The organism is Pollutibacter soli, assembly GCA_029269725.1.
Classification (GTDB): domain Bacteria; phylum Bacteroidota; class Bacteroidia; order Chitinophagales; family Chitinophagaceae; genus Pollutibacter; species Pollutibacter soli.
The window spans coordinates 380,895-406,702 of the sequence record JARJHS010000003.1; the positions used below are offsets into that span (position 1 = coordinate 380,895).

Annotated in this window: 17 protein-coding genes; 13 read left to right on the forward strand and 4 right to left on the reverse strand. The window is 42.6% G+C overall.

From position 1 onward, the window contains the following. Positions 1 to 50: 50 nt before the first annotated feature. The gene (locus P2W82_RS10010; RefSeq protein ID WP_336515736.1) at positions 51 to 2,813 is read right to left on the reverse strand and encodes a 2-oxoglutarate dehydrogenase E1 component; all 2,763 of its coding nucleotides are present in this window, start codon (positions 2,811 to 2,813) and stop codon (positions 51 to 53) included. A 233-nt stretch (positions 2,814 to 3,046) separates the two neighbouring features. Here P2W82_RS10010 and rpsT point away from each other — a divergent pair, with 233 nt between their 5' ends. From rpsT to P2W82_RS10035, 5 genes are all read left to right on the forward strand, one after another. Further along, positions 3,047 to 3,304, forward strand: a complete 258-nt coding sequence (gene rpsT, locus P2W82_RS10015; RefSeq protein WP_336515737.1) for a 30S ribosomal protein S20 — start codon at positions 3,047 to 3,049, stop codon at positions 3,302 to 3,304. Positions 3,305 to 3,420: 116 nt separating this feature from the next. Then, positions 3,421 to 4,386, forward strand: a complete 966-nt coding sequence (locus P2W82_RS10020) for an energy transducer TonB (RefSeq protein ID WP_336515738.1) — start codon at positions 3,421 to 3,423, stop codon at positions 4,384 to 4,386. 154 nt (positions 4,387 to 4,540) lie between these two features. Further along, complete coding sequence (locus P2W82_RS10025; RefSeq protein WP_336515739.1) at positions 4,541 to 5,503, forward strand: TonB family protein; 963 nt, start codon at positions 4,541 to 4,543, stop codon at positions 5,501 to 5,503. A gap of 39 nt (positions 5,504 to 5,542) precedes the next feature. After that, positions 5,543 to 7,285, forward strand: a complete 1,743-nt coding sequence (locus P2W82_RS10030; RefSeq protein ID WP_336515740.1) for a M14 family metallopeptidase — start codon at positions 5,543 to 5,545, stop codon at positions 7,283 to 7,285. A 50-nt stretch (positions 7,286 to 7,335) separates the two neighbouring features. Beyond that, positions 7,336 to 8,247, forward strand: a complete 912-nt coding sequence (locus P2W82_RS10035; RefSeq protein ID WP_336515741.1) for a TonB family protein — start codon at positions 7,336 to 7,338, stop codon at positions 8,245 to 8,247. Positions 8,248 to 8,330: 83 nt separating this feature from the next. Here P2W82_RS10035 and P2W82_RS10040 read toward each other — a convergent pair whose 3' ends face one another. Then, positions 8,331 to 9,530 (reverse strand): MFS transporter, encoded by a 1,200-nt coding sequence (locus tag P2W82_RS10040; RefSeq protein WP_336515742.1) that lies wholly within the window; start codon positions 9,528 to 9,530, stop codon positions 8,331 to 8,333. Between the two features lie 312 nt (positions 9,531 to 9,842). Here P2W82_RS10040 and P2W82_RS10045 point away from each other — a divergent pair, with 312 nt between their 5' ends. The 3 genes from P2W82_RS10045 to P2W82_RS10055 all read left to right on the forward strand — a co-directional run bounded on the left by P2W82_RS10045 (position 9,843) and on the right by P2W82_RS10055 (position 15,627). Continuing rightward, positions 9,843 to 11,927 (forward strand): DUF4331 family protein, encoded by a 2,085-nt coding sequence (locus tag P2W82_RS10045; RefSeq protein ID WP_336515743.1) that lies wholly within the window; start codon positions 9,843 to 9,845, stop codon positions 11,925 to 11,927. Positions 11,928 to 11,992: 65 nt separating this feature from the next. Beyond that, positions 11,993 to 13,285 (forward strand): tetratricopeptide repeat protein, encoded by a 1,293-nt coding sequence (locus tag P2W82_RS10050; protein WP_336515744.1) that lies wholly within the window; start codon positions 11,993 to 11,995, stop codon positions 13,283 to 13,285. Between the two features lie 41 nt (positions 13,286 to 13,326). Then, complete coding sequence (locus tag P2W82_RS10055) at positions 13,327 to 15,627, forward strand: TonB-dependent receptor (RefSeq protein WP_336515745.1); 2,301 nt, start codon at positions 13,327 to 13,329, stop codon at positions 15,625 to 15,627. A gap of 6 nt (positions 15,628 to 15,633) precedes the next feature. On the opposite strand, the gene P2W82_RS10060 is transcribed toward P2W82_RS10055, so the two are convergent. Next, the gene (locus P2W82_RS10060; RefSeq protein ID WP_336515746.1) at positions 15,634 to 16,362 is read right to left on the reverse strand and encodes a head GIN domain-containing protein; all 729 of its coding nucleotides are present in this window, start codon (positions 16,360 to 16,362) and stop codon (positions 15,634 to 15,636) included. 287 nt (positions 16,363 to 16,649) lie between these two features. On the opposite strand from P2W82_RS10060, the gene guaA reads away from it, so the two are divergent. The 5 genes from guaA to P2W82_RS10085 all read left to right on the forward strand — a co-directional run bounded on the left by guaA (position 16,650) and on the right by P2W82_RS10085 (position 25,003). Next, positions 16,650 to 18,185, forward strand: coding sequence for a glutamine-hydrolyzing GMP synthase (gene guaA / locus P2W82_RS10065; RefSeq protein ID WP_336515747.1), 1,536 nt, complete (start codon positions 16,650 to 16,652; stop codon positions 18,183 to 18,185). A 24-nt stretch (positions 18,186 to 18,209) separates the two neighbouring features. After that, a complete protein-coding gene (locus P2W82_RS10070) occupies positions 18,210 to 19,385 on the forward strand; it encodes an ABC transporter substrate-binding protein (protein ID WP_336515748.1) in 1,176 nt (391 codons plus the stop codon). Positions 19,386 to 19,805: 420 nt separating this feature from the next. Further along, a complete protein-coding gene (locus tag P2W82_RS10075) occupies positions 19,806 to 20,819 on the forward strand; it encodes a ligase-associated DNA damage response exonuclease (protein WP_336515749.1) in 1,014 nt (337 codons plus the stop codon). Continuing rightward, entirely contained in the window at positions 20,809 to 22,491 is a 1,683-nt protein-coding gene (locus tag P2W82_RS10080; protein ID WP_336515750.1) for an ATP-dependent DNA ligase, read from the forward strand. The genes P2W82_RS10075 and P2W82_RS10080 overlap by 11 nt, the downstream gene beginning before the upstream one ends. Then, on the forward strand, positions 22,475 to 25,003 hold the full coding sequence (locus P2W82_RS10085) for a ligase-associated DNA damage response DEXH box helicase (protein ID WP_336515751.1): 2,529 nt from the start codon (positions 22,475 to 22,477) through the stop codon (positions 25,001 to 25,003). Before P2W82_RS10080 ends, P2W82_RS10085 begins: the two co-directional genes overlap by 17 nt. Positions 25,004 to 25,017: 14 nt before the next feature. Here P2W82_RS10085 and P2W82_RS10090 read toward each other — a convergent pair whose 3' ends face one another. Then, complete coding sequence (locus P2W82_RS10090) at positions 25,018 to 25,557, reverse strand: ORF6N domain-containing protein (protein ID WP_336515752.1); 540 nt, start codon at positions 25,555 to 25,557, stop codon at positions 25,018 to 25,020. Between the last annotated feature and the right edge of the window lie 251 nt (positions 25,558 to 25,808).

Here is a 25,808-nt window from a genome sequence, read left to right on the forward strand (position 1 = left end):
CGTTTAACGTTGAACGTTTAACGTTGAACGTTAAACGTCATAGAGTTTATTTATATAGTGAATGCTGTTTCAATTATCTCTGCCTGTTCCTGCGCATGAACCTTACTGTAACCCGTAGCGGTAGATGCACTGGGTTGCCTGCTGATCACTCCAAAGTTAATATCATCTTTCAGATTCATCTGGAGGAAAGTGGCAGCGCCCATATTCAAGGGTTCCTCCTGAACCCAGAACCAGGTTGCCTTGCTGTACTTTTTATATTGTTCAAGCAATTGCTTTGTTGGCAAGGGATAAAGCTGTTCAAGACGAAGCAATGCTACATTGGTAATATTATTCTTCTTCCTGTAATCCTGTAATTCAAAGTACAATTTTCCGCTACAGAGTAACACTTTTGTTACTGCAGATGAATCCGGAGTAGCAGGATCATCAATAATTTCTTTAAAATTTCCGGACACAAATTCATCTGCCGTAGAATATGAACCGGGATGACGAAGATTTGCCTTCGGAGAGAATACAATCAGGGGTTTACGGAACGGCCATGTCAACTGCCTTCTCAACGCGTGGAACAAATTCGATGCTGTCGTGATGTTGACTGCAACCATATTCAGTTCAGCGCATTGTTGAAGGAAACGTTCCATTCTCGCACTGCTGTGTTCAGGCCCCTGGCCTTCGTAACCATGTGGTAATAACATTACCAATCCATTCATACGGTTCCATTTCTGTTCCGCGCTGGATATAAACTGATCGATCATCGTCTGCGCACCATTGGTAAAATCACCAAACTGCGCCTCCCACAACACCAGTGAATCAGGACTTGCCAGTCCGTATCCATACTCAAAACCGAGTACACCGTACTCGCTGAGCAAAGAATTATAGATAAAAAATCTTCCCTGTGTGCCCGGTAATCGACTCAGGCGATTGTATGCTACATCAGTATTTTCATCGCGCAACACTGCGTGCCTATGTGAGAATGTCCCTCTCTTTACATCCTGGCCGCTCATGCGTACATCTTTGCCCTGAAGCATAAGACTTCCGTAAGCCAGGAGTTCTGCAGTGGCCCAATCAATTTTCTTTTCTTCTGTGAACAGTTTTACTTTATCCTGCAACAGCTTTTCCACTTTTCGTAGTGGCTTAAAATCTGAAGGCCACTCCATCAGGCTTTTAAACAGCGTATCAAATTCCTCGTTTGATATTGCAGTAGAAGGAGATGATTCAAAATCCGCAACAGTAGCATGGCGCAGGCTTTTCCACGACAACTCAGGTTGCTGGTAATGATACGGAAGAGGGTTCTGTTTGATTTCGTCTAACCTTTCCTGTAAGTCATCCCAGAATTTCTTCTCCATCTGTTTGGCCAGCTCTTTCGCATCAGGCTCTCCATTCTCCATCAGGAAATTGGAATACACTTCCCTTGGATTCTGGTGCTTTTCGATCAATTCGTAAAGATGGGGCTGAGTAAACTTCGGATCATCACCTTCATTATGACCATGGCGACGATAACAAACCATATCGATGAACACATCAGAATTAAATTTCTGGCGATATCTTGTTGCGATTTCAACGCATTTCACCACAGCCTCGGGATCGTCACCATTCACATGCATTACAGGAGCCTGGATCATTGATGCGAGAGATGTACAGTAATCCGAGCTGCGCGCTTCTTCAAAATCTGTTGTAAAACCAATCTGGTTGTTGATTACAAAATGAATTGTTCCCCCGGTATAATAACCATCCAGTTTACTCATCTGCACGATCTCGTAAACAACTCCCTGGCCGGCAAGAGAAGCATCACCATGGATCAGGATCGGTAGAATTTTATCGTAATCACTCTTATATAATACATCGGCCTTCGCTCTTGAAAAACCCAATACCACCGGATCAACTGCTTCAAGATGGGAAGGGTTTGGCATCAGTTTCAGATGGAGTGTTTTACCATGCGCAGTCTCCACTTCAGAGCCGAAACCCATATGGTATTTCACATCCCCGCTTCCCATGGTCTGGTCAGGTATAATATTTCCTTCAAACTCACTGAAGATCTGTTCATAGGTTTTGCCCATGATATTTGCCAGGATATTTAAACGACCGCGATGGGCCATACCGATTACCACTTCCTGAACATCAAAATCAGCAGCTTCAGTTAAAATGGCATCCAAAGCAGCAATGGCTGTTTCGCCGCCTTCAAGAGAAAATCTCTTCTGACCGATATACTTTGTATGCAGAAACTTCTCGAACATCACTCCCTGGTTCAGTTTCTCCAGGATTCTTTTCTTTTTTTCCAGGGGAAGGGCAGTCGTAAAGTTTTTTTCCATTTCGTTCGAAAGGAAATCCACTTTCTCCTGGTCGCTGATATACTTAAACTCGATGCCTACATGAGAGGCATAACTCCGTATAAGCTGATCTAGTATTTTTCTAAGCGTAGTCTGACCCAATCCAATCAGGTTGCCCGCATAGAAGTTTTTGTCCATATCTGCCTCTGAAAGACCGTAAAAGTCCAGGGTCAGATTGGCTCCGCGATCCTTCCTCGGTCGGATCGGGTTGGTTTTAGCGATCAGGTGACCGCGGTTCCGATAACCCAGGATAAGGCGATATGCGCCCAGCTCTTTACGCCAATCCACTGTTTCTGAGGTTGTTGCGCCTGGCTCAGCAACGGCAACAGGAGTACCGTTAAGCCCTGCTTTGGCGCCGGTGCGCGCAAAGTCAAAACCTTCAAAAAATTTTCTGAATTCCGGATCCACACTCTCCGGATTATGCTGAAAATCCTGATAAAGTTGTTCTATGTAAGCTGGATGGGAATTGGTTATATAGGAAAAGTCCTTCATCGCTCGGGCAAGTTGATTTTTCTCGTTCAAAGGATTACAAATATCGTGGTTTAAACGGAAATTGAGAGTCGGATCATTACATTGGCGTTAACATTGGGTCTCCGCTTTTTTCGACTCTGAATTTTGTTGATTTTTGGGCGGAAAAGAGAGCTGGAATTTATCTGTTTGAGATTTGGTATTTACATGCAACCGGCTTACCTTTGCCGTCCTAAAAATGAGTAAAGCAAGATAATATGGCAAATCATAAGGCTACCAAAAAAGATGTTCGCCAGGCAGCAAAACGCAGGGAGAGAAACAGGTACCAGGGTAAAACCACCAGAAATGCTGTTCGCGATCTGAGAGCTTTGACGACAGCCAAAGATGCAGCCGAATCAATTCCAACAGTGATCAGCCAGATCGATAAACTGGCTAAGAAAGGTGTGATCCACAAGAACAAAGCAGCTAACCTGAAAAGCGCGCTGACCAAAAAAGTACAGGCACTGGCTAAATAATTATAGCTTTTAAATGTATTGAACCGCTCAGAATATCTGAGCGGTTTTTTTATTCACTGGATGTTTTATCATTTCCGATTCATTTGTATTTTGACTTCCAATTTCTGAAAAACACCATGAAAAATTTATTAGCTGCCTTAACTTTCACCTGGTTTGCGTCTGCATCTCTTGCTCAGTCAGATACCGTTTTCAGGGCCCTGGATTACAAATTCGAGCCCACCAGCGAAGAAAAAGGTGTTTATAAAGCCATCTGCATTGTTTCAAGATTAGATAACGGTTGGTCAGTCCGAGATCATTATCGCGACAATGGTAAGCTGATGATGTTGACCTACTATTCTGATAGCACATTTAAAGAGAAGACCGGCCCTTTCGAAGTCTTTCATCGCAGTGGCAAAACACGCGTAAAAGGTTTCTATCATAAAAACAACCGCGCAAGTCAATGGAAGTCGTACCATGAAAATGGAACCCTGAAAGACAGTACAGTTTATGATGAGAAAGGCAATATAACCGGTATAAGTATCGGGTGGTATGATGATGGAAAAATAGCAGACTCTGCAGTTTACAGCATAGGTGGTAAAGGCCAAAGAACGGAATGGTTTAAAAATGGAATTAAGTCAGGCGAAGGTGAAATGAGCAACGATGATAAAGTCGGTCTATGGAAATTTTATAGAAATACTGGAACGCTCGTAACCGAGGAAACATATATTGCTGACAGTATTATCGCAGTTCGTTGCTTTGAGGAAAATGGCCAGGTTTCACAAAAGGAATGCATTGCAGAAAAAGAAGCCAGCTTTTCAAAAGGCCCGGAAGGCTGGATGAAATACCTGGTGAACAAAATCTTAGCAAACGAAAATAAGTTGCTTAAAAACAACGCTGGGGGAACAGTGATAGTCACCTTTGTTGTGGGGATCAGCGGAGAAATAATTGATCCTAAAATTGAAAATCCTAAAGGTGGGGTGTTGGAAGAAATAGCAGTTAAAATTATTAAAGATTCACCGCGCTGGAACCCGGCAATACAGCACAATCTATTAGTAAAAGCCTACCGGAAGCAACCCATCACCTACGAACCGTCGGAAGAATAAAGAATCCGGAAGATCAATGCGCATTTTATATTGATAAATGTCAATTTATTCCGTCACCCTCAAACTCCAGGTGTTTTCGGTAACAATACTGCTATAAGAAACCCCGGTTTAATGCGTTATAAACAAAGGTTTTCTCAGCTTTAAAACACCAACTATGAGGGGAAGGATTATCTCATGTGTGCTGCTGTTCACATTGCAGCAATCTGTTGCTCAGAATGATACCACGATCAGGTTTCTCAACAGCCAATACCAACAGGCTGAAGAAACAGGGGCCCGCTACAAAACAAGGATGGTGAAGACTAAAACTCCTGACGGTAACTGGTCCGTCAACGATTATTATTTCGAGAACAGAAAATTAATGATCAGGTCTTTTTTTAGCGATAGCACAATGACAAATGCTACTGGAGTTTATGAAGTGTTTGATTCGAAAGGAAATAAACTTATCAGTGGAAACTATGTAAACAACAACAAAAACGGCGCCTGGAAATACTGGCACAACAACGGAAGAATCAACGATTCTGTTGTATATGAAAACGGAAATATCGTCGGCATTCGTAAAGGATTTTATAATGATGGAACTCTCCGGGATTCTGCTTTCTATAACAAAAATGGAAATGGCAACCAGATCAGCTGGCATACCAATGGAGCGAAAAGAAGTGAGGGCCAATTGGTCAACTCAGCAAAAACAGGTCAATGGAAGTTTTATTTTAAATCCGGAAAAATTGCTGCTGAACAATTGTATGCAACGGATTCCGTAGTGAGTATGCGTTGTTTTGATGAAGAGGGAAATATCGTAAACGATGATTGTGTGGATGAAAAACTGGCACAATTTCCAAATGGGATGGATGGCTGGCGGAAGTACATTACAAAAAAAGTTAGTGCATACCGGAAACAGTTAAAACAGGAAGGTCGCCCGGGAACAGTATATGTTTCATTTATCGTTGGTGTTGATGGGAAGGTGGAAGATGCAAAAGTGGAAGACCCTAAAGGAATTTACCTTGAAGATTTTGCCCTTCAGATCATACTGACTTCTCCTCAGTGGACACCGGCCCGCCAGCACAATCTTCCCGTGAGGAGTTACTACCGGCAACCCATTACTTTTAAGCTCGGGAACTGACCTTATCTGAGTATATTAGCGGCGCAAACATACATCCGCATGCGCCGACTTTTGATTCCATTCACTGTTTCTCTTTTTGTTTCTCTTTCTCTCTTTATTAACGTTTACGCACAACCTCAAACAGTTTACGAAAAATCAGGTCGTACAAAAACGGCGACGTATTACGAGATCATTTCCTTTTACCAGCAACTGGATAAACTTTCATCAAAACTCCTTTTGAAAACGATGGGACCTTCCGATGCAGGTGTTCCATTGCATCTGGCTTTATATTCGAACGACGGAAAATTTGATCCTGCGCAATGGCGTGCACAAGGAAAGATTATTCTTTTTATAATTAACGGAATTCATCCTGGCGAGCCCGATGGAATCGATGCCAGTATGATGATGCTCCGGGATCTGATTACAAATAAACGCAGTCTCCCAAACAATGTCGTTCTTGCAGTGATACCGGTTTACAATATTGGTGGATGCCTGAACCGCAGTCCGAACTATCGCGTTGATCAGAACGGTCCGGAAGAATTTGGTTCGCGCGGCAACTCGCAAAACCTGGATCTCAATCGCGACTTCATAAAAAATGATAGTAAGGAAGCGAGGTCATTTGCTGAAATTTTCCACTGGCTCGATCCCGATATCATGATCGATAATCATGTGAGTAACGGTGCCGACTACCAGCATGTGATCACGCTGCTGACAACTCAACATAACAAACTCGGCGGAGCGGCAGGCAGATATCTGAAACAGCAGATGGAACCTGCGTTATACAGTTTGATGCGTGAGAAAAAACTAGACCTCGTTCCATATGTAAATGCCTTTGTCGACACTCCTGAATCAGGCTGGCCCCAATTTTATGATGGCCCTCGTTACAGCAGCGGATATGGTGCACTGTGGCAGTGTTTCTCCTTTATCACAGAAACTCATATGCTTAAGCCTTATACTCAACGAGTAGATGCAACATATGCATTTATGGAATCGATGATTTCATTTACAACTTCTTCTGCAGATTCGATTAAAGCGATCAGAAAAGCGGCAAGGGCAGAAGTACTCAATCAGCCAACTTTTTCTTTCCGATGGAAATCTGATCGCTCACAGTTTTCTACAATCACTTTTAAAGGATTTGAAGCCGGAAGAAAGCCGAGCGTTATTTCCGGGGCTCAGAGATTGTATTATGATCGTTCGAAACCGTTTACCAAAGAGATCAGATTTTATGATACATACGTTGCGCAACTCGAATTGAACAGACCAAAAGCATATATCATCCCGCAAGGTTGGTGGAGAGTAACCGACTTGCTCAGGATCAACAAAGTTGAAATGCGTCGTTTCACTTCGGACACAACACTTAATGTGGAAACCTATCGGATCACTTCTTATAAATCATCACCACAGCCCTGGGAAATGCATCACCTCAACAGCGCCGTTGAAGTGACAAAAACCAATTCTGTTGTCACTTTCCGAAAAGGCGACTGGTATGTTCCGATGAATCAGCCAGCAGCAAGGTTCCTCGCAGAAGTGTTAGAGCCACAAAGCGATGATTCCTATTTTGCGTGGAATTTCTTTGATGGCATTCTCGGACAAAAAGAAGGTTACAGTCCTTATGTTTTCGAAGAGACCGCCGCTGTTTATCTTTCAGAGCATCCGGAGCTGCAGACAGCACTGGAAGAAAAAAGAAAATCAGATTCCTCTTTTGCAAAAAGCGGTTCGGCTCAGCTCAATTTTATTTATGAGAAATCAAAATACATGGAACCAGATTATATGAAATACCCTGTATACCGGGTTGTTAACTGAGCTTTAACAATGATCCGGCATAACTTGTAAATCTTTTTATCCAAGATTGTATGTCACAGAAATCAGATGAACGAATGAAATATCTTTTACTCTTTTCCACCTTGATTTTATCTGGAGCAATTTCTGCACAAACGGATACGCTTACACGGTATTTCAATGGATCATTACAATCCGTAGGAAGAACTTCAGGAGTATATAATGGCAAAGCCTACCAGACAGCCTACGGCTGGGAAGCGCTCATTTACAACAATGCAGGAGTACTGATTGTAAAAGGAGGATACAAAGACAAATCCCTTCAAACGAAAAACGGTTTATACACCTACTATTATCCTTCCGGTGCAGTGCAGGTGCTGGGCACGATGCAAAACAATGTGCAGGAAGGTTGCTGGAGAAGCTGGTATGCAAGTGGTAAATTGAAAGATTCCGTGTTTTTTTCGAGGGGATACAAGACCGGTCCTTCATACAGTTGGTTTGAAAATGGAAATCCAAAATATGTCGGTACTTTTCAGAATAACCAGGCTGCGGGCGACTGGACCTGGTATCACGAAAATGGAAATCCATCTACGAAAGAAAAATACCAGGGTGGAAAAATAACTTCTCTCGAATGCTTTGACAGTACCGGAAAAGCCTCGGGTATTCAGTGCGGATTGGAAACTGAACCGTCGATTAAGGGTCGTTATGGCGGTATTCAAAAATATATTGTTGATAGTTTGCTCTACCCCGCCGAAGCTTTAAAGAAAAAAATTGAAGGTGTTGTACAAATCGAATTCACCGTCACAAAAACAGGCGAAGTAAAAGATCTTCACATCCTCTCCAGTCCTGACAAATTGTTATCTGATGAAGTGTTACGGGTTATTCTTTCTGTCCCCGGATGGTATCCTGCTATTGAGCACAACAGACCCATTGACTATGTTGTAAAAATGAATGTTCCTTTCTTTAAAAATATGGAGAGTGATGATTAGCTTCCGGATTTTATTTTTCTACCCAGGGTTCGTCAGAAACGATGAATGCCGCCAACTCTACCTAATCAACAGCACCTGGAACATCATTTCAATTTCTGCCTTTTAGCCAGCAGGTACCCAAGATAAATTGTACTTGACACCACAAGTACACTGAAGTAGCCCACAAGGTTGTAATTTACAATTTCCCCGTTAGCAGAAGTGTATACAATCCCTCCGGAAACCAGCGATGCAAGCCCTGTAAACAGTTGCTGGAACGACGAGTTAAAACTCATAAATCTTCCCCGGTGTTCAGGCTGCACAACTGTGCTGATCATGGCCTGTACCGGAATATTTCTGCTCGTTGACGCGGCAAACCAGAAACCAAAAATAGCCAGCACGACCCACATATGGTAATCAGGTAAATTGGTGATGATAAAAATGGGAATCAATGAACAAATTACAGAAATGAGAAATACCCTGAACTTTCCGTAATGGTCAGCAAGTCTGCCAATAAATGAAGAAGCAATCATACTTGCAACTCCACCTACCATGTACACCAATGGCGTTTGCGTTTTTGTAAATCCCTTGTTGAACTCCAGGAAAGGATTGAGGAAGGGAATAAGAAGAAAATGCCCGAACATCAATGTCCCTGCAAGTATCAATGCCATTCTTTGCGCAGGGTCACCAAATATCTGCCTCAGTACCTGCATGATTGAAAGTCGCTGAACAGTTGCATGAATATGCGACCGTACAGGTGGAAGAAATTTATTGATCATCGGAAGAATTACTGTTCCTACCAGCGCAATAAAGATGAAGGGAGCATGCCAGGAAATTTTATTGGCGAGGTATAAACTAAAAGGCACTCCGAACACGGAAGCGGCAGCGAATGCCATAAAGATCGAACTCATTGCCCGTCCCCTTTTCTCATAAGGGAAGATATCTGCAATAATCGACAGTACCTGTGCCCCGATCAGACCGCCAAACACACCTGTCACTACCCTAGCGACTACAAGAAACCATTCGTCCGGTGCAATACCGCAACACAAAGTGCCCAGCAAAAATCCGGCATATGCAAAAAGTAAAATCCGCTTTCTGTCGTATCTGTCAACATAAAATGCAGCAACTATTCCTGACACACAGGCTGTAATCGGATATGCCGCTACTATTAAACTGAAAAAACTGGTACCGATCGAAAAATGAGGCATCAGGTAATTCCCCAATGGCATCATGATCATGAAGTCCAGTATATGTGTGAAGTTGATACATGCCAGTATTGTCAGAATAATCCTCTCTGTCCGGTTCATAGACCGGCAAAGATAGACAAGAACCGATGAGACCGAGTCACCGAAATCGGGAGTCTTTGATTCAGATTAATCTTTGCGATAATCCGGCACCGGGAAGAATATTTCCGGAAAATAAATCCCGATGAATATTGTTTTCGTATCTGAGATTGACGCGTTAAAATCGATTTTATTCTCATAATACTGACGAAGCTTCGTCAGATCCTACCCCACATCAGAATCTGCCTTTCAAAAGCTCTAATCATTGCTGACGGTGTTATCGCCGGTCAAATTTTAATTGCAGTTACCATTTTGTTCACTTATAAAACAGACTTTATGAGAAGGAAAATTTATGCCTTCATAATGCTTATGGCCATGCTTTTCAACATGGTTCCCTTTGGCGCGTTCGCGTCAAGCCACAGGGAAGCTCCGCTGATAGCCAATGACCCATTGGCAGACAACACAGATCTCTACGCTTTCCGAAGTCCGGATGATCCGAACAAGATAACGATCATTGCCAATTATGTTCCCGGTCAGCTTCCACAAGGCGGACCAAATTATTACTCATTCGGAGAAAATATCCTCTATGAAATCCATATCGACAACGATGTAAAAACACCCGGGGACGATATCACATACCGGTTCACTTTCAAAAAGCAGAATGAAGATCCAACAACGTTTTTCAACATCCGGCTTGGAAAACAGAATCTGAAAACAACATTTCAACTCGAAAAGAGTACAGATGGAGGAAAGACATTCACGATCATCACAAGAAATGGTGTAGTACCTCCGCCCAATATTGGTCCGCGTTCAATCAGTGGTGCAGCTGGTTTAAAAGCTCCGAATTATGAATCGCTTATCAGGTCTGCAATCACCACAACATCAACTGGTGAAAAAGTTTTTTGCGGAACTGCGGATGATCCATTTTTTGTTGACCTGGGCGGGATCTTTGATCTGGGTGATGCGCCCAGAACAACGGGTACAAAAAACAGGGATGGACTTGCCTGTTTGAACGTGTCTACAATTGCGATGCAGATTGATATTTCAGCATTACAAAAAAATCACAAATCAGTTCGTGAGGCAAAAAATATCCTTGATCCTGATTATGTGATCGGAGTATGGGCCTCAGCAAGTCGTAAAAGAATAAAAGTATTTGGTGGAGGAAAGGAGCTAAGCTCGGGCCCATGGGTACAGGTTTCAAGACTGGGCATGCCGCTCACAAATGAAGCGATCATTCCGGTTGGAATGAAAGACTACTGGAACTCTCTTACTCCTTATGAAGATTTGGCAAAATTAAAAGAGTTTGGAAATTTCTTTTACAATCCAGAGCTGGCATTGTATATGGATGATGATCTGTTTGGCGGTGCCGTGCCTGCATTGAGCAAACTCAGAATTCAGAAAAAATCATTGACAGTAATTGATTTTACCAATGGTGCTGACGGACTATACCCATACAGAAATGATGCAGAAGTAAAAGGAACTGCATTGGATCCTGCATTGTTTGGAAAATTGCTGCTGCCAGCCCCCGGCTCGCCGCGATCATTTGACATCTGGCCCATTTTTAATACAGGCGTACCCAATCTTCCGCCATATCAGCTGGCTATTAAAAAAGAGCATGTAAAAAAACCAGGAAAGCCTTTCATCAACAACTTCCTGCCGAATGGTGGTGACATGTTGCGATTGAATATGGCAGTGCCCCCGACCAGACGTGACGATCCAAAGTTCAGCAGTCTTGGTCTTGTGCAGGCTGCAGTTATCGGTCTTACTGATCCGAGATATAATAGTTCAAAAACGCTCCAGTTTATTCCAAACATGGATGGTTTCCCGAATGGAAGAAGGCTTGAAGACGATGTTGTACGCATCGAACTCCAGGCTGTAAGTGGTATTGTCCTCGCCGCCATCGGGTACTGGTATGATGATTACAATTTTGGTGGAAGTCCCGTCACACAGGACCTTTTGGATGTACTGAGTTATGATGCGGGCATTGTAAAAAATGATGCGCCAATGAAACGTAATTTCCCTTATGTACCAAGTCCATGGCCTGGCACACATAACTGCGACTGTGATAATGACTCACAGAAAAGCAGCAACCGTTCATTGGAAGATCTTGGCGAAATTCCTGTTGAACGCCAGGCAACTTCAACAGTTGGACTCGCTGCTCCGGAAATGAATATCTCCGCTTATCCAAATCCGATCAATACGCAAAGTACAATTAAATACAGCGTTGATGAACAGGCGCAGATTCGGTTAGCCATTTACGACATACAGGGGAAACTGGTTAACACCGTTCTCGATAAGAAACATGAACCCGGAGTTTATACCGTGAACGTAAATACAGGAAATCTTGCAAAAGGAACTTATATGGTAGTTGCATCGAAAGATGGTGTAACAAAACAAACTATTCAACTCGTAAAAGAATAACACATAAACAGACCGGACCTGTACCGCCGGTCTGTTTTTTTCTTCACCTTTTAATATTCATCGTTATGCCAAAGCTTTACAATAAAACCAGGATTTACAGAGGCGCATTGTTTGTTTCTATGATTTGCTTTTTCAGTTGCAAAGAGCAGCAAACAGAAATTAAATCAATAACGGACTACAAACTCCTGGAGCGGAAATCATCAATAACGTACACTACGGAATGGGCAGCAGTTAAAAAAAATGATGCGGTTTACAAAAGAAGGTTGTCAAACGATCCCGATGAAATAAAATCAATTCTGGGATTGATATCTCTTTACATCAATGAAGCGAGGATTACAGGAAATTACGACTACTACAATGCTGCTGCAATGACGGGCATCGACCAGGTACTGGGAATGAAACCTGATCAGTTTGAAGCATTGACTTTTAAAGCCACCATTCTTCTTTCACAGCACCAGTTTTCTTCTGCACTTTTGGTAGCCGAAGAAATAAAAAATAAATATCCATACAATGCTTATCTCTATGGAATCATAACAGATGCAGAGCTTGAGCTTGGAAACTATGAAGCGGCTGTAGAATCCGCAGAAAAAATGATTTCTCTTCGTCCGGATATCCGCTCCTATTCGCGAGTTGCTTATCTCAGGGAAATCCATGGCGATTTGACCGGAGCTATAGAGGCAATGAAACTGGCTGTTGATGCAGGTGGACCGGGTGATGAGAATACAGAATGGTCAAGAACACAGCTTGGAAAGCTGTACGAGGAAACAGGCGATACATCAAATGCAATAATTACATACAGGATTGCTTTACAAAACAGGAACATGTTTCCGCCGGCTCTTAATGGCCTCGCACGGCTTGCATTGAAAGAAAAAAACTTCGTCCGGGCGCTATCACTATTCAAACAATCAGATTCGATTGTTTCCGATCATTCCAGCATGGAAGGTATCGCAGCAGTTTATGAAGCTACAGACCAAACCCAAAGCGCAGAATACATCCGGCAGAGCATTTTTGACAGAATGAAAGTTTATGCAGGCAATGGTGCTGTACCAAAACCATCCGGACAAAATGAAGACCTGGAAATGGCACATGCATGCGCTGGAATTGGTGACTATAGCAATGCACTCAAATATGCACTTGTAGAATACAATCGTCGTCCGGGGAATATTGAAGTCAATGAGACAGTTGCGATGGTATATGCAAAACTTGGCGAGTTTGAAAAAGCAGTTCCTTATATAGAAAATGCAATGCGAACGAACTCAAAAAAGGGAGAACTGATTTCGCTTGCGGAGCAAATCTATTCACAAACCGGTAAAATTAAATCGCAGACAACCTCAAAACCCGTTGCCAATATTCAATGATTGAATAATTTTTCTCTCATTCTTAAAAAGCATTTCAAGTGGTGAAAAATAACGCATCATTCATCACGATGCCTGACTCGAAACGATCTGCAATACTTTTCATTCTGCCAATGTTCTTGTTGATTTCCGGTACAAGCTTTTCGCAGCAGAATCAACATTTGCTTTTTGTTGCGGAAGAAAAAACGAGGGTTCCTCTTTCCGATGTACTTGTACAGTCAAAAGAAGCCGGAATATTCAGAATCACCAATGAGAATGGATTTATCAGGTTGGCGGGAATGCCCAGGGGTGATGGCTTTATTGTAATATCCAGGATCGGTTACGCTACACAAAAAATAAAATTTGCAGATCTTTCATTTATCAATGATGCAGCTACGGTTTATTTATCTCCGGCAGTGACAAGTCTGACAGAAATTGCTGTGAAAGCCGGACATAAGGGAGGCATTTTCAAAACGATCAGCGATCTTGATATTCATGTCCGCCCGATAAATAACACGCAGGAAGTACTGAGAATTGTACCGGGAGTTTTTATAGGCCAACATGCCGGAGGCGGAAAGGCAGAGCAATTATTCCTGCGTGGATTCGACCTTGATCATGGCACGGATATTCAGATCAATGTTGACGGAATACCAGTAAATATGGTGAGCCATGCGCATGGGCAGGGCTATGCGGATCTTCATTTTGTAATTCCGGAATTGATAGAAAAAGTGCAGTTCAATAAAGGCCCTTACTTCGGCGACAAAGGAAATTTTACAACCGCGGGATTTGTTGATTTCAGTACAAGACGTTTTCTGAAAAAAAATTTTGTGAAGGTGGAAGGCGGGCAATACAACTCTTTCCGCGCAGTAACGGCTGTGAACCTCATCGATCAGCAAACAGAGCATAAAACACAGAGTCTTTATTTCGCAGGAGAGGCGATGTATACGCGGGGCTATTTTGAAAGTCCACAGGATTTCAACCGGTTTAATGGTATTTTGAAATATCATACCCTGGTGAATAACAGCAATTATATAACGGCAATGTTCACTGGATTTTCAAGCAGCTGGAGCGCATCCGGCCAGATACCAGAAAGAAAAATCACTGATGGTACCATTGGTTTTTTTGGAGCGATTGATGATACCGAAGGTGGAAGGACTTCGAGGTACAATGGTATTTTCGAATGGAATCATCAATTCAAAGACGGATCTTCTTTAAATACACTCAGCTATTTGACCCGGTACAATTTTGAACTCTATTCCAACTTTACATTTTTCAAAGTAGACAGTGTCAATGGTGACCAGATCAGGCAAAAAGAAAATCGTTGGATAACAGGTTTGACGAGCCGGTATGAAAAGAATTTCCAAATGGCCAAATTGGAATCGCAGACGAATGCCGGAGTGCAGATACGTTACGACAAGGTGGAAAACCTGGAACTTTCAGGTACTATGGACAGAAAAATAAACACCCGGAATATCATGCTCGGAAAAGTGAATGAATTAAATGCAGGCATTTTCTGGATTCAAAAACTGATGATCAATAAAAATTTCGACATCACTCCTTCACTACGCGCCGACTATTTCAGAAATAATTATAACGATTATCTCGTTGACAAAAAACTGAGCACATCTTCTGTCATAGTTTCACCCAAGCTCAATTTTAATTACCGCATTAATTCTAAACTGGAATTATACCTGTATTCGGGAAAAGGATTTCATAGCAACGATACAAGGGTTGCAGTACAACAAAACGGGAAAAAAGTTGTACCTCCTGCATGGGGAGCAGACCTTGGGGCAATTGTAAAACCTTTTGACAAATTGATTTTTCAATCCGCCATCTGGTATTTATGGCTTGACCAGGAATTTATCTATGTAGGAGATGAAGGAATTGTGGAAGCAGGTGGTAAATCCCAACGTTATGGTATCGACTTTTCAGCGCGGTATGAATTGATGCGTTCCTTTTATGTTGATGTTGACATTAACCTTGCAAAGGCAAAGGCGTTGGGAGCACCGGAAGGAAAGAGTTACCTACCACTTGCACCAACATTTACAAGCACAGGAGGATTCACTTACAGAAAGACATCGAACTGGAATGGAAGTTTGCGTTATCGGTACATGCACCATCGACCCGCCAACGAAGATTATTCAACAATTGCAAAAGGATATTTTATTGTCGATGCTGCGATTAATTATACCAGGCCTGAATGGGAAGCCGGTTTGCAGATACAAAATCTCCTCAATTCAAAGTGGAAAGAAACGCAGTTTGATACTGAAAGTAAATTAAAGGGAGAGCCGGAACCTGTAACTGAAATTCATTTTACTCCCGGCACTCCCTTTTTCGCAAGACTAAGTCTCACATTTTATTTTTAAAACAACTTATTCAACTTTCTTCACGCTACCTGCGCCGCTGATTCTCTGTTCCCCTATGGAAGCATTTCCTTTGTACCTGATGTTTCCTGCGCCGCTTACATGGGCATCAATTTTAACGCTGGCAAAAACTTCCGCAGAACCCGCACCGGAAATTTCAATATCAGCATTTTCAGAAAGAAGATCAAAGCATCTTGCTTTACCGGCACCTGAAAGATCCAGTTCAAAGTCCCGTGTATTCCCTTTCAGATCAACATTTCCACTTCCTGATATTCCCGCTTCAATTTTTGGCGCATCTGCTTCCATTTTAATATCTCCCGCACCACTGACATTGAGCGTCAGCTGATCACTTGAAGAAATCTTGTTCTCCCCAATAATATTGCACGCGCCGGAAACCCGCAATTTTTTGAATTCAGGTGATGAAACGTATATTTTCATCTTTTTTGTCGGACGCAGATTAATTCCGCGTTTGGTGCGAATCTTTAATTCATCATCTTCACCGTCAATCACCTCAATATACTGGAGCAGGTTTTCATCTCCTTCGATTTTTACAGGTTTACGTTCGCCTTGCGTTACATAAACATCGATTGCCCCACTCACATGAACATTTCTGAATGAGCCTACACTTCTTTCAACTGTAACGATATTTCCGTTTCCCCTTTTTCTTTTTCCATTGATAAACACACATGAACTTCCCATCAGGGAGATGACCAGTAGTAACAATCCGATTTTTTTCATATTCCAGGCTTTTCAACAAATGTTTAAAAAATGAATGATATTATAGATGGTTTTCCGGTGAATGGTGGCTTTTTAACGGCCAGTAGTTCATCGTTCTTAGCTTGAACAGCCGGCTGTTATTATGCCGGAGTTTGAAAATTTCAACCAGCGCTCGTTATTTATAGCCTGGCCGGCTGTTTCTGACAACTGACAACGGGCAACTGACAACTCGCCTTTGACTCCCATTCTCCACCTCCGGTTACCATCTTTCCGGAAAAACACTGAATTCTTTACCTTCGCACCATTGTATGACTGAAAAAATCCTGATTCTCGATTTTGGCTCCCAGTATACCCAGTTGATTGCCCGTGCTGTTAGAGAAGCCAATGTTTACTGCGAAATCATTCCTTACCATAAACCGGTGGAAATTACCGACGACCTGAAAGGTATAATATTATCCGGTTCACCATTCTCTGTCAACGACGAAAAAGCGCCCTGGGTCGACATACTACAGATGGTAAGCCGCAAACCGGTACTTGGCGTCTGCTATGGAGCCCAGCTGACGGCAAAGGTTACGGGTGGAAGGGTGGAAAAATCAGAAAAAAGGGAATACGGCCGCGCTCTTCTCCAGATTGAAAAAGAAAACCGGATTTTCAAAAATGTTCCGACCGAGAGCCAGGTTTGGATGAGCCATGGTGACACGATCCTGGAATTGCCTGCAGACTTTGAACTTCTCGCAAAAACTTCCTCGATACCCATCGCAGCGTTTGAATATCACGGTGATATCAACTTTCCGCTTTTTGGATTACAGTTCCATCCGGAAGTATATCATTCTGAATTTGGGAAAACAATTCTGAAAAACTTTCTTGTTGAAATTTGTGGCTGCAGCCAGGATTGGACGCCCGCTCATTTTGTTTCGGATACAGTTGATGCGCTGAAAAAACAGATTGGCAATAAGCGGGTCGTCATGGGGCTTAGCGGTGGAGTAGATTCTACCGTTGCAGCAACGCTTATTCATAAAGCCATCGGCGATAATCTTTTTGGAATTTTTGTAGATAACGGCCTGTTAAGGAAAAACGAGTTCACGCAGGTCTTGGAAACATACCAGCAGCTTCACCTGAATGTGAAAGGTGTTGATGCTTCCGAACAATTTTACAGTTTGCTTAGCGGTGTTAATGATCCGGAACAGAAAAGAAAGATCATCGGCAGAACCTTCATCGATGTCTTTAATGCAGAAGCAAAACAGCTGGAGGATATTTCCTTCCTCGGACAGGGTACTATTTACCCTGATGTGATTGAAAGTGTATCGGTACACGGTCCTTCGCAAACTATTAAATCGCACCATAACGTTGGAGGCCTGCCTGAAGAAATGCACCTTGGCCTTGTTGAGCCACTACGGTTCCTGTTTAAAGATGAAGTAAGAAGAGTCGGACTTGAACTGGGTATACCCCACGACATGCTTTATCGTCATCCCTTTCCAGGACCAGGTCTCGCCATCAGGATCATTAGCGATATCACTGCTGAAAAAGTTAAATTATTGCAGGAAGCAGATGATATCTTTATTTCTACTTTAAAGGAACAGGGTTTGTATAATGAAGTCTGGCAGGCAGGTACAATGTTACTTCCTGTACAGAGTGTGGGTGTGATGGGTGATGAAAGGACCTATGAATATACGGTTGCGCTTCGTGCAGTAACTTCTGTCGATGGAATGACTGCTGACTGGGCGCATCTGCCGTACAAGTTTCTTGGTCATGTATCCAACGAGATCATCAACCGTGTGCGGGGTATCAATCGTGTAGTTTATGATATTAGTAGCAAACCGCCTGCAACCATTGAATGGGAATAAAGAACTCATTCTAAAAATACCTGCATGAAAAAACTGTGTTTACTGTTTTTTTATTCCGCGATGCTTTTTTGCGGAACCCTGCATGCTCAGCCGGGTACGGAAGAGCGATTTAAAGTTGCATTGTTTGTTCCGCTGTATCTTGACTCAGCCTTTGACAACACCAATGCTTACAAATACGGTAAATCTTTCCCCAAACAATCCATTGCCGGATTGGAGTTTTTCACAGGAGCAGAGTACGCCATCGATTCTCTTAAAATGTCTAATGAAGCTCTCGACTTTTACGTATTTGATCTTCGCAGTAAACAAGGTAATATCAACACCATCAACAAGTCTCCATTGATGGATTCGATTGATCTGATTATCGGCCAGGTATCCGGAAGCGATTATCTGCGTTTATCGGAAATAGCAAAAGAGAGAGCTATCCCATTTATCAGTGCAACATATCCTAACGACGGAGGTGTAAAGGAAAACCCATTCGTTGTGATTGTCAATTCAAAACTCAACACACATATACAATCGGTCTATAACTATGTAGCTCGAAACTGGGGACCCGATAACATTGTCTATGTAAGAAGCAAAAATCCCGCAGATGACAGGATTGAAGATCTTATCAGGCAATTAAATCAGTCATCAGGTGGAGGCGTTCTGAAGTACAAAACAGTTACAGTCGCTGACTACCCGATGGTTACCGATCTGAGAAAGGTGCTGGACAGCAATCGGCAGAATATTGTTATCGCAGGAAGCCTGAGTGAAACTTTTGGTACAAGGCTCGCAACGGCCTGTCTCGGGATGGGAACATCGTATAAGATTAACCTGGTTGGCATGCCGACCTGGGAAGGTAATAAAGAACTTACCCGCTCTGATTATAGACCACTGCCGATCATTTACAGTTCTACTTTTTTTGTAACTGATACTGCCTGGGGTAGCCGATTTGAGGAGAACTATCGCAAAAAAACTTTCAGCAAACCCAGCGATCTTGTGTATCGTGGTTATGAAATTACCCATCTGTTTACGCGATTGTTATTGAAATACGACACTGCAGTGATCGATCACCTGGATGATAAAAGTTTCAAATTGCTTACAGACTACGATTTCAAACCCATCCGCTGGAGCAAAACATCAACCGAACCGGATTATTACGAGAACAAACGTGTTTATATCCTCAGGCGTTTGAATGGGATAACGGAGAAATTGAATTAGGCAACAAACAGCACATTTACTAAGAAGTTCTTGCTTTATTGTTCATGACATTTCATCTTCATATGGGCTGAAGCCCGGTTTCATTTGTATTCCTTTCCTCCCGGCCCGAAGTCCGGGCAATTGAAACATGCTGAAATTTCAATGCATCCTGCGCTGCTAAAAATTATTTGAATTCATGATTGAAATCATGGGCTAAAAGTCCATCCTATGGGACCGGTTGTTGAAAAGCCGTAAAAATTAATCGGCCTTCGAACTTTCTGACGCTAGCTGTTCCTATTGCCGGCTTACTATTACTTTTGCCTCGCTGTTCTTTTACTCCTTACTACTCACTAATTCACCCTGTATCCTCGACTTCTTCGTGGCCCGGTTTTTATCTTGATATCCAGGTACTGATTTATTCGTAATTTTTGAAATTCAAAAATGCTGATCGAATTTACTGACCGGGGATTGTATTGCAGACAGGGAGAATTTTACATTGATCCCTGGAAACCTGTGGAGGCTGCGGTGATCACTCATGCGCACAGCGATCATGCGCGCCCGGGAAATAATAATTATCTATGCCACGATCGTACACTTCCGTTATTACGTTTAAGACTAGGCGAAAATAATTACCAGTCTGTTCCATGGAATGAAACCACCTTCAGAAACGGCGTAAAAATCTCTCTTCATCCTGCCGGCCATATCATAGGCTCCTCGCAGGTCAGGGTGGAATATGCAGGCGAAGTATGGGTAGTAAGTGGCGATTACAAAACAGAGAACGATCATATTTCAGGTGCATTTGAGCCGGTCAAATGCCATCATTTTGTTACGGAATCTACATTTGGTTTGCCCATTTATAACTGGGCATCGCAGAAGGAGCAGTACCAACTTGTACAAAACTGGGTACAACAAAATCATGAGAATGGAATCACCTCTGTTCTCTATGCATATAGTCTTGGAAAATCGCAACGGATAATTAAAGCGGTAGGGGAATTAGGTTTACCGATTTATGCACATGGCGCCGTTGCCAATGTGCAGGAAGTACTGAGGAATGATGGCTGGGACTTTCCTCTTGTTCGCAGAGTTACCAAAGATATCCCTTCGGAACATATAAGGGGAAATATAGTGATAGCACCGGGATCTGCTGAAAATTCTCCATGGACCCGAAGATTTGCACCTTATAAAACTGCTGTCTGCAGCGGCTGGATGCAGGTTCGGGGAAATTTCAGGAGAAGAAATACCGATGCTGGCTTTCCTATCAGCGATCATGCAGACTGGCAGGGATTGCTCGACACCATCAAACTTATTTCACCCGAAAAAGTGTATGTCACACATGGTTTTCAATCCGTATTCAGCCGGTACCTGAACGAATCGGGTATTAATGCTGCGGAGGTGAAAACCGAATTTGGAACAGAGGAAGAAGTTGCAACAACAGAACAAACCGATGAAGTCTGAAGAAAACAAATCATTAGCAGAAGAAAAAACCACTGAAGGCTTCAGTTATTTCGCACGTGTGATCGGCGAACTTGGAACGCTCACGGGCACAAATGATAAACTGAACCTACTATCCCATTTTTTTTCAAAGGCAAATGAAAAAGACAGGGTATGGCTGATTGCCTTGTTCAGCGGAAGAAGGCCCAAACGACCGGTCAACGCCAGTCTTTTGAGTTTATGGGCCTCTGAAATTGCAGGATTACCTCCATGGCTCTACGATGAATGTTATCATGTTGTAGGTGATCTCGCAGAAACCATTGCTCTTTTAGTTCCGCATAGTGAAACGCATTCACAGCTACCGTTTCTTTTCGAATACATGAACCTGTTGAGTGAACTGGACCAGAAAACAGAAACAGAGAGAAAGAATTTCATTATTGAAAACTGGAGGCGAATGGATACGGTAGAAAGATTTGTTTTTAATAAGCTGATCACCGGTGGTTTTCGTATCGGCGTTTCGAAACAGCTTATGATTAATGCGCTTGCCAAAACAACAGGTGAAGATGCCTCACTACTTGCGCATCGCTTGAGCGGACATTGGAATCCCTACCAGGTTACGTATGAAGAACTCGTTTTAGGGAAAGGTGAAGGTGACGCCTATTCACGGCCCTACCCTTTTTGCCTTGCCTATGCTCTTGAAGTACCGGCGTCTGATCTTGGTGCTCCTGAAGATTGGTACGCAGAATGGAAATGGGATGGTATTCGCGGGCAACTGATCAGAAGAAATAATGAATGGTTTGTCTGGAGTCGTGGTGAAGAATTGATGACTGAAAAATTTCCTGAACTATTGCCCTTAAGAGGATTTTTCCCTGATGGAACTGTTGTAGATGGCGAAGTGCTGATAGCCCGCAATGGTGTTCCACTTCCATTTTCATTACTGCAAACAAGGATTGGCAGAAAAAACATCAGTAAAAAACAACTCACAGAAGCACCTGTAAGTTTTTTTGCATTTGATCTTTTGGAATGGAAAGGTGAAGACCTTCGGCAAATCGCATTCAAAGAGCGAAGAAGATTATTGCAGGCACTTTACGAAAATGTTCAGCATCCTGCATTCCTCATGTCGCCGGAAATAATTTACTCTGATTGGGAAGAGCTTACAGAAATCCGGCAACGTTCGAGAGAAAATGGAAGTGAAGGACTGATGTTGAAAAGAAAAAGCTCAACCTATCAGACCGGCCGCAAGCGTGGCGATTGGTGGAAATGGAAAATCGATCCGATGACAATTGATGCTGTAATGATTTATGCACAAAAAGGTCATGGAAGACGAAGTAATCTTTATTCAGACTATACCTTTGCAGTCAGGGACGGTGACAAACTGGTGCCTTTTACAAAAGCGTATTCTGGATTGACTGATAAAGAAATTGCCCAGGTTGATAATTTTGTGAAAAGGAATTCTCTTGAGAAATTTGGTCCGGTCCGCACTGTCAAGGCGGAGCTCGTATTTGAAATAGCGTTCGAAGGAATCGCGGCGAGCAATCGTCACAAATCTGGTGTTGCATTAAGATTTCCGAGAATGAGCCGTTGGCGCCATGATAAAAAAGTGGAGGACATAAACACGCTCGGGGATTTGAAAAATATGTTGAAAATTTACGATGCTGTTCGCGAAGAACAAACAAGGGATGCACGGGAGGACTGATCAATTCACAGATACAACTGGCTTTTTACATATTAAGCAGTGGTTACATGCAAAGCAGATGTTTCCATTTGCATTCCAACAGGAAACCTGGGAACATATTCATTTAGCAAAAAGCGGTCTTGTAAATGCACCGACAGGTTGCGGAAAAACTTTTTCAGTTTTCCTGGGGAATGTCATTCGCTATATCAATGCATATCCTGATTCCTGGAAGCAAAAAAGAAAGAATGGCCTGCAACTGATATGGATCACTCCATTGCGCGCGCTTGCAAAAGATATCGGACGCGCCATGGAAACCGCGTTAGCAGAAATAAATCTGCCATGGCAGGTAGGTATCCGCAATGGTGACACCGATACAGCCGAACGCCAGCGCCAGAAAAGGAACATGCCGGAAGTGTTGATCATTACTCCGGAAAGTCTGCATTTATTACTCGCGCAGAAAGATTACTCCAATGTTTTTTCATCACTTCAATGTATAGCCGTAGACGAATGGCATGAATTGCTTGGATCAAAAAGAGGTGTGCAGGTGGAACTTGCGATCAGCAGGATTGCTGGTTTGCGTAAAAAATCGATTGTTCATGCTGAAAAGCAGGGAATTGATTTACCGGGCAAAATAATGATCTGGGGAATCTCGGCAACTATCGGCAACCTGATTGAAGCTCGTGATGTATTGCTCACCCCCGTTATTAAAAACTTTGGCGAGGGAAATACAGTAATCGTCAAAGCCGAAATAAAAAAGAATATCGTTATAGAATCCATCTACCCGGATGAAATTGAACATTATCCCTGGGCTGGTCATCTGGGAATAAAGCTTGCGCATAAATTATTACCGATCATAGAGAGTAGTCGCACAACGCTGATATTCATAAACACACGTGGAATGAGTGAACGTTGGTACCAGGTATTACTTGATATCAAACCCGAACTCGCAGGTGCGATTGCTATTCACCACGGTAGTATAGAACAGGCGTTACGGCTTTGGGTGGAAGATGCGCTCCATGAAGGAGTACTCAAAGCAGTGGTTTGTACGGCAAGTCTTGATCTCGGTGTTGATTTCAGACCAGTAGAGACCGTAGTACAGGTAGGTTCGCCAAAAGGCGTGGGACGTTTTTTACAGCGAGCCGGACGAAGCGGTCATCAGCCGGGGGAAACCAGCAGAATATATTTTCTTCCAACACACTCTCTTGAACTCATGGAAGCCGCTGCTTTAAAAACAGCGATGGAAGAAAATGAAATCGAGAGCCGTGTTCCGATGATGTTGTGTTTTGATGTACTCATACAATACCTGTGTACGCTTGCGATTGCAGAGGGTTTCAGGCCGGAGGACATTCTACCCGAAATCAGAACCACGCATTGTTATTCCGATGTCACCGATGAAGAATGGTTACAGATTCTGCAGTTCATCACTATCGGCGGCAAAGCGCTGCAGCAATACGATGAATTCAAAAAAGTGGAGATTGAAGATGGTGTGTACAGGATAAGAAATAGAAGAGTGGCCATGCGTCATCGCTTACATATCGGTACCATAGTGAGCGAAGCGATGATGAAAGTGAAATTTATGTCCGGTGGATTCATCGGTGTGATTGAAGAATGGTTTATTTCGAGATTGAACCCCGGTGATGTGTTCACTTTATCCGGAAGAAATCTCGAATTTATCATGATTAAGGACATGACGGCTGTTGTAAAAAAATCAAACTCAAAAAAATCTATAGTACCAAGCTGGCAGGGCGGGCGTATGCCACTATCCGCTAACCTTGGCAGAATATTGAGAAGAAAATTTGATGAAGCAGCAGATCGAAGCCGGGAAGAAGAAATAAGAAAACTACAACCGCTGCTAGATTTGCAACAGGAACTATCCTATGTGCCAAGACAGAACGAATTACTGATCGAGCATATTGAGACAAGAGATGGATTTCATCTTTTCGTACACACTTTTGAAGGACGACTGGTGAATGAAGCGATGGCTGCACTGCTTGCATTTCGTATCAGCAGGATAATGCCGATCACATTTTCACTCGCAATGAATGACTACAGTTTTGAACTTCTCAGTGATCAGCCTATTCCAGTAGATGACAGCAATGTGTATGAATTATTCAGTTCAGACAATTTAATTGAAGATATCCAGCGAAGCGCCAATGCAACTGAAATGGCTAAACGAAAATTCAGGGATATCGCTGTAATCGGTGGATTGATTTTCCAGGGCTTTCCGGGTGAGCAAAAAAAAGCAAGACATCTTCAGTCATCTGCATCATTACTGTTCCAGGTTTTTCATGACTACGATTCTCACAATCTTCTTATGCGCCAGGCGTACCAGGAAGTTTTTGATCAGCAAATGGAGGAAACAAGATTGCGCGACATGCTGACGAGAATACAGCAATCGAAAATCATCCTTTCATTTCCGGAAAGATTAACTCCGTTCAGCTTCCCGGTTAAAGTGGACAGTCTTCGTGAAAATTTATCTTCTGAAAAGCTCGAAGACAGGGTCAAAAGAATGCAGACGCAATTAGGGAAATAGCAGGCATAAATGACTTATTTGTCATGACGCTTAAACCCGATCATGTTACGCGGAACAGGCTGGCTCTGCTTCTCAATAAAATCTTTTAATACGCGAAAAATAATACCAATATCAATCGTATTGCTTTTTACATCTTTCTCCAGTTTTGCAAGCTGAGCAAGCATTTCTTTATTGGTTAACGCCAGGTCTTTCAATTTCGTGAACACCCTGATGATACGAATATTCACTGCTATAGCAATATCACTGTTAAGCACACTCGATAACATTGCGATTCCCTGTTCAGTAAAAACCATTGGCATAAAGCGCTGACCTCCCCAACTTGAGGTCGCAAATTGCGACCTCAAGTTTTCAAATTCTTTTTTTGTAAGTACGAACATGAAGTCTTTTGGGAAGCGAGCAGAATTTCTTTTAACTTGTTCCTTCAACCTCTTCGTTTCAACTTTATACATTTCCGCAAGGTCAGAATCAAGAATTACTTTCTGACCACGAATAACCAATATCTTGTTTAATACTTTTTGCTCCGCAACCAGAGTCGCCAATTTATCGCCTTTCATCTTCCGAAATTTACCTGCTGGATTATTAGGTATCACAGCCATAATTTGAAAAAAATACTTCAGGAAATTTAATAATGATGAGGAGATTTTTTACGTGCAAAAAACAGTCACATCGGAGAAAATTCACGCACTAAATAGGAAATTTCTACCGGGGTACTCATAAGCCGGTTATTCGGAATCAGCATAGGAACAAAAAAACCATCTACCCGCAGGCAGATGGCTCCTCCACAAAGGGAGCAGATATTTCGATG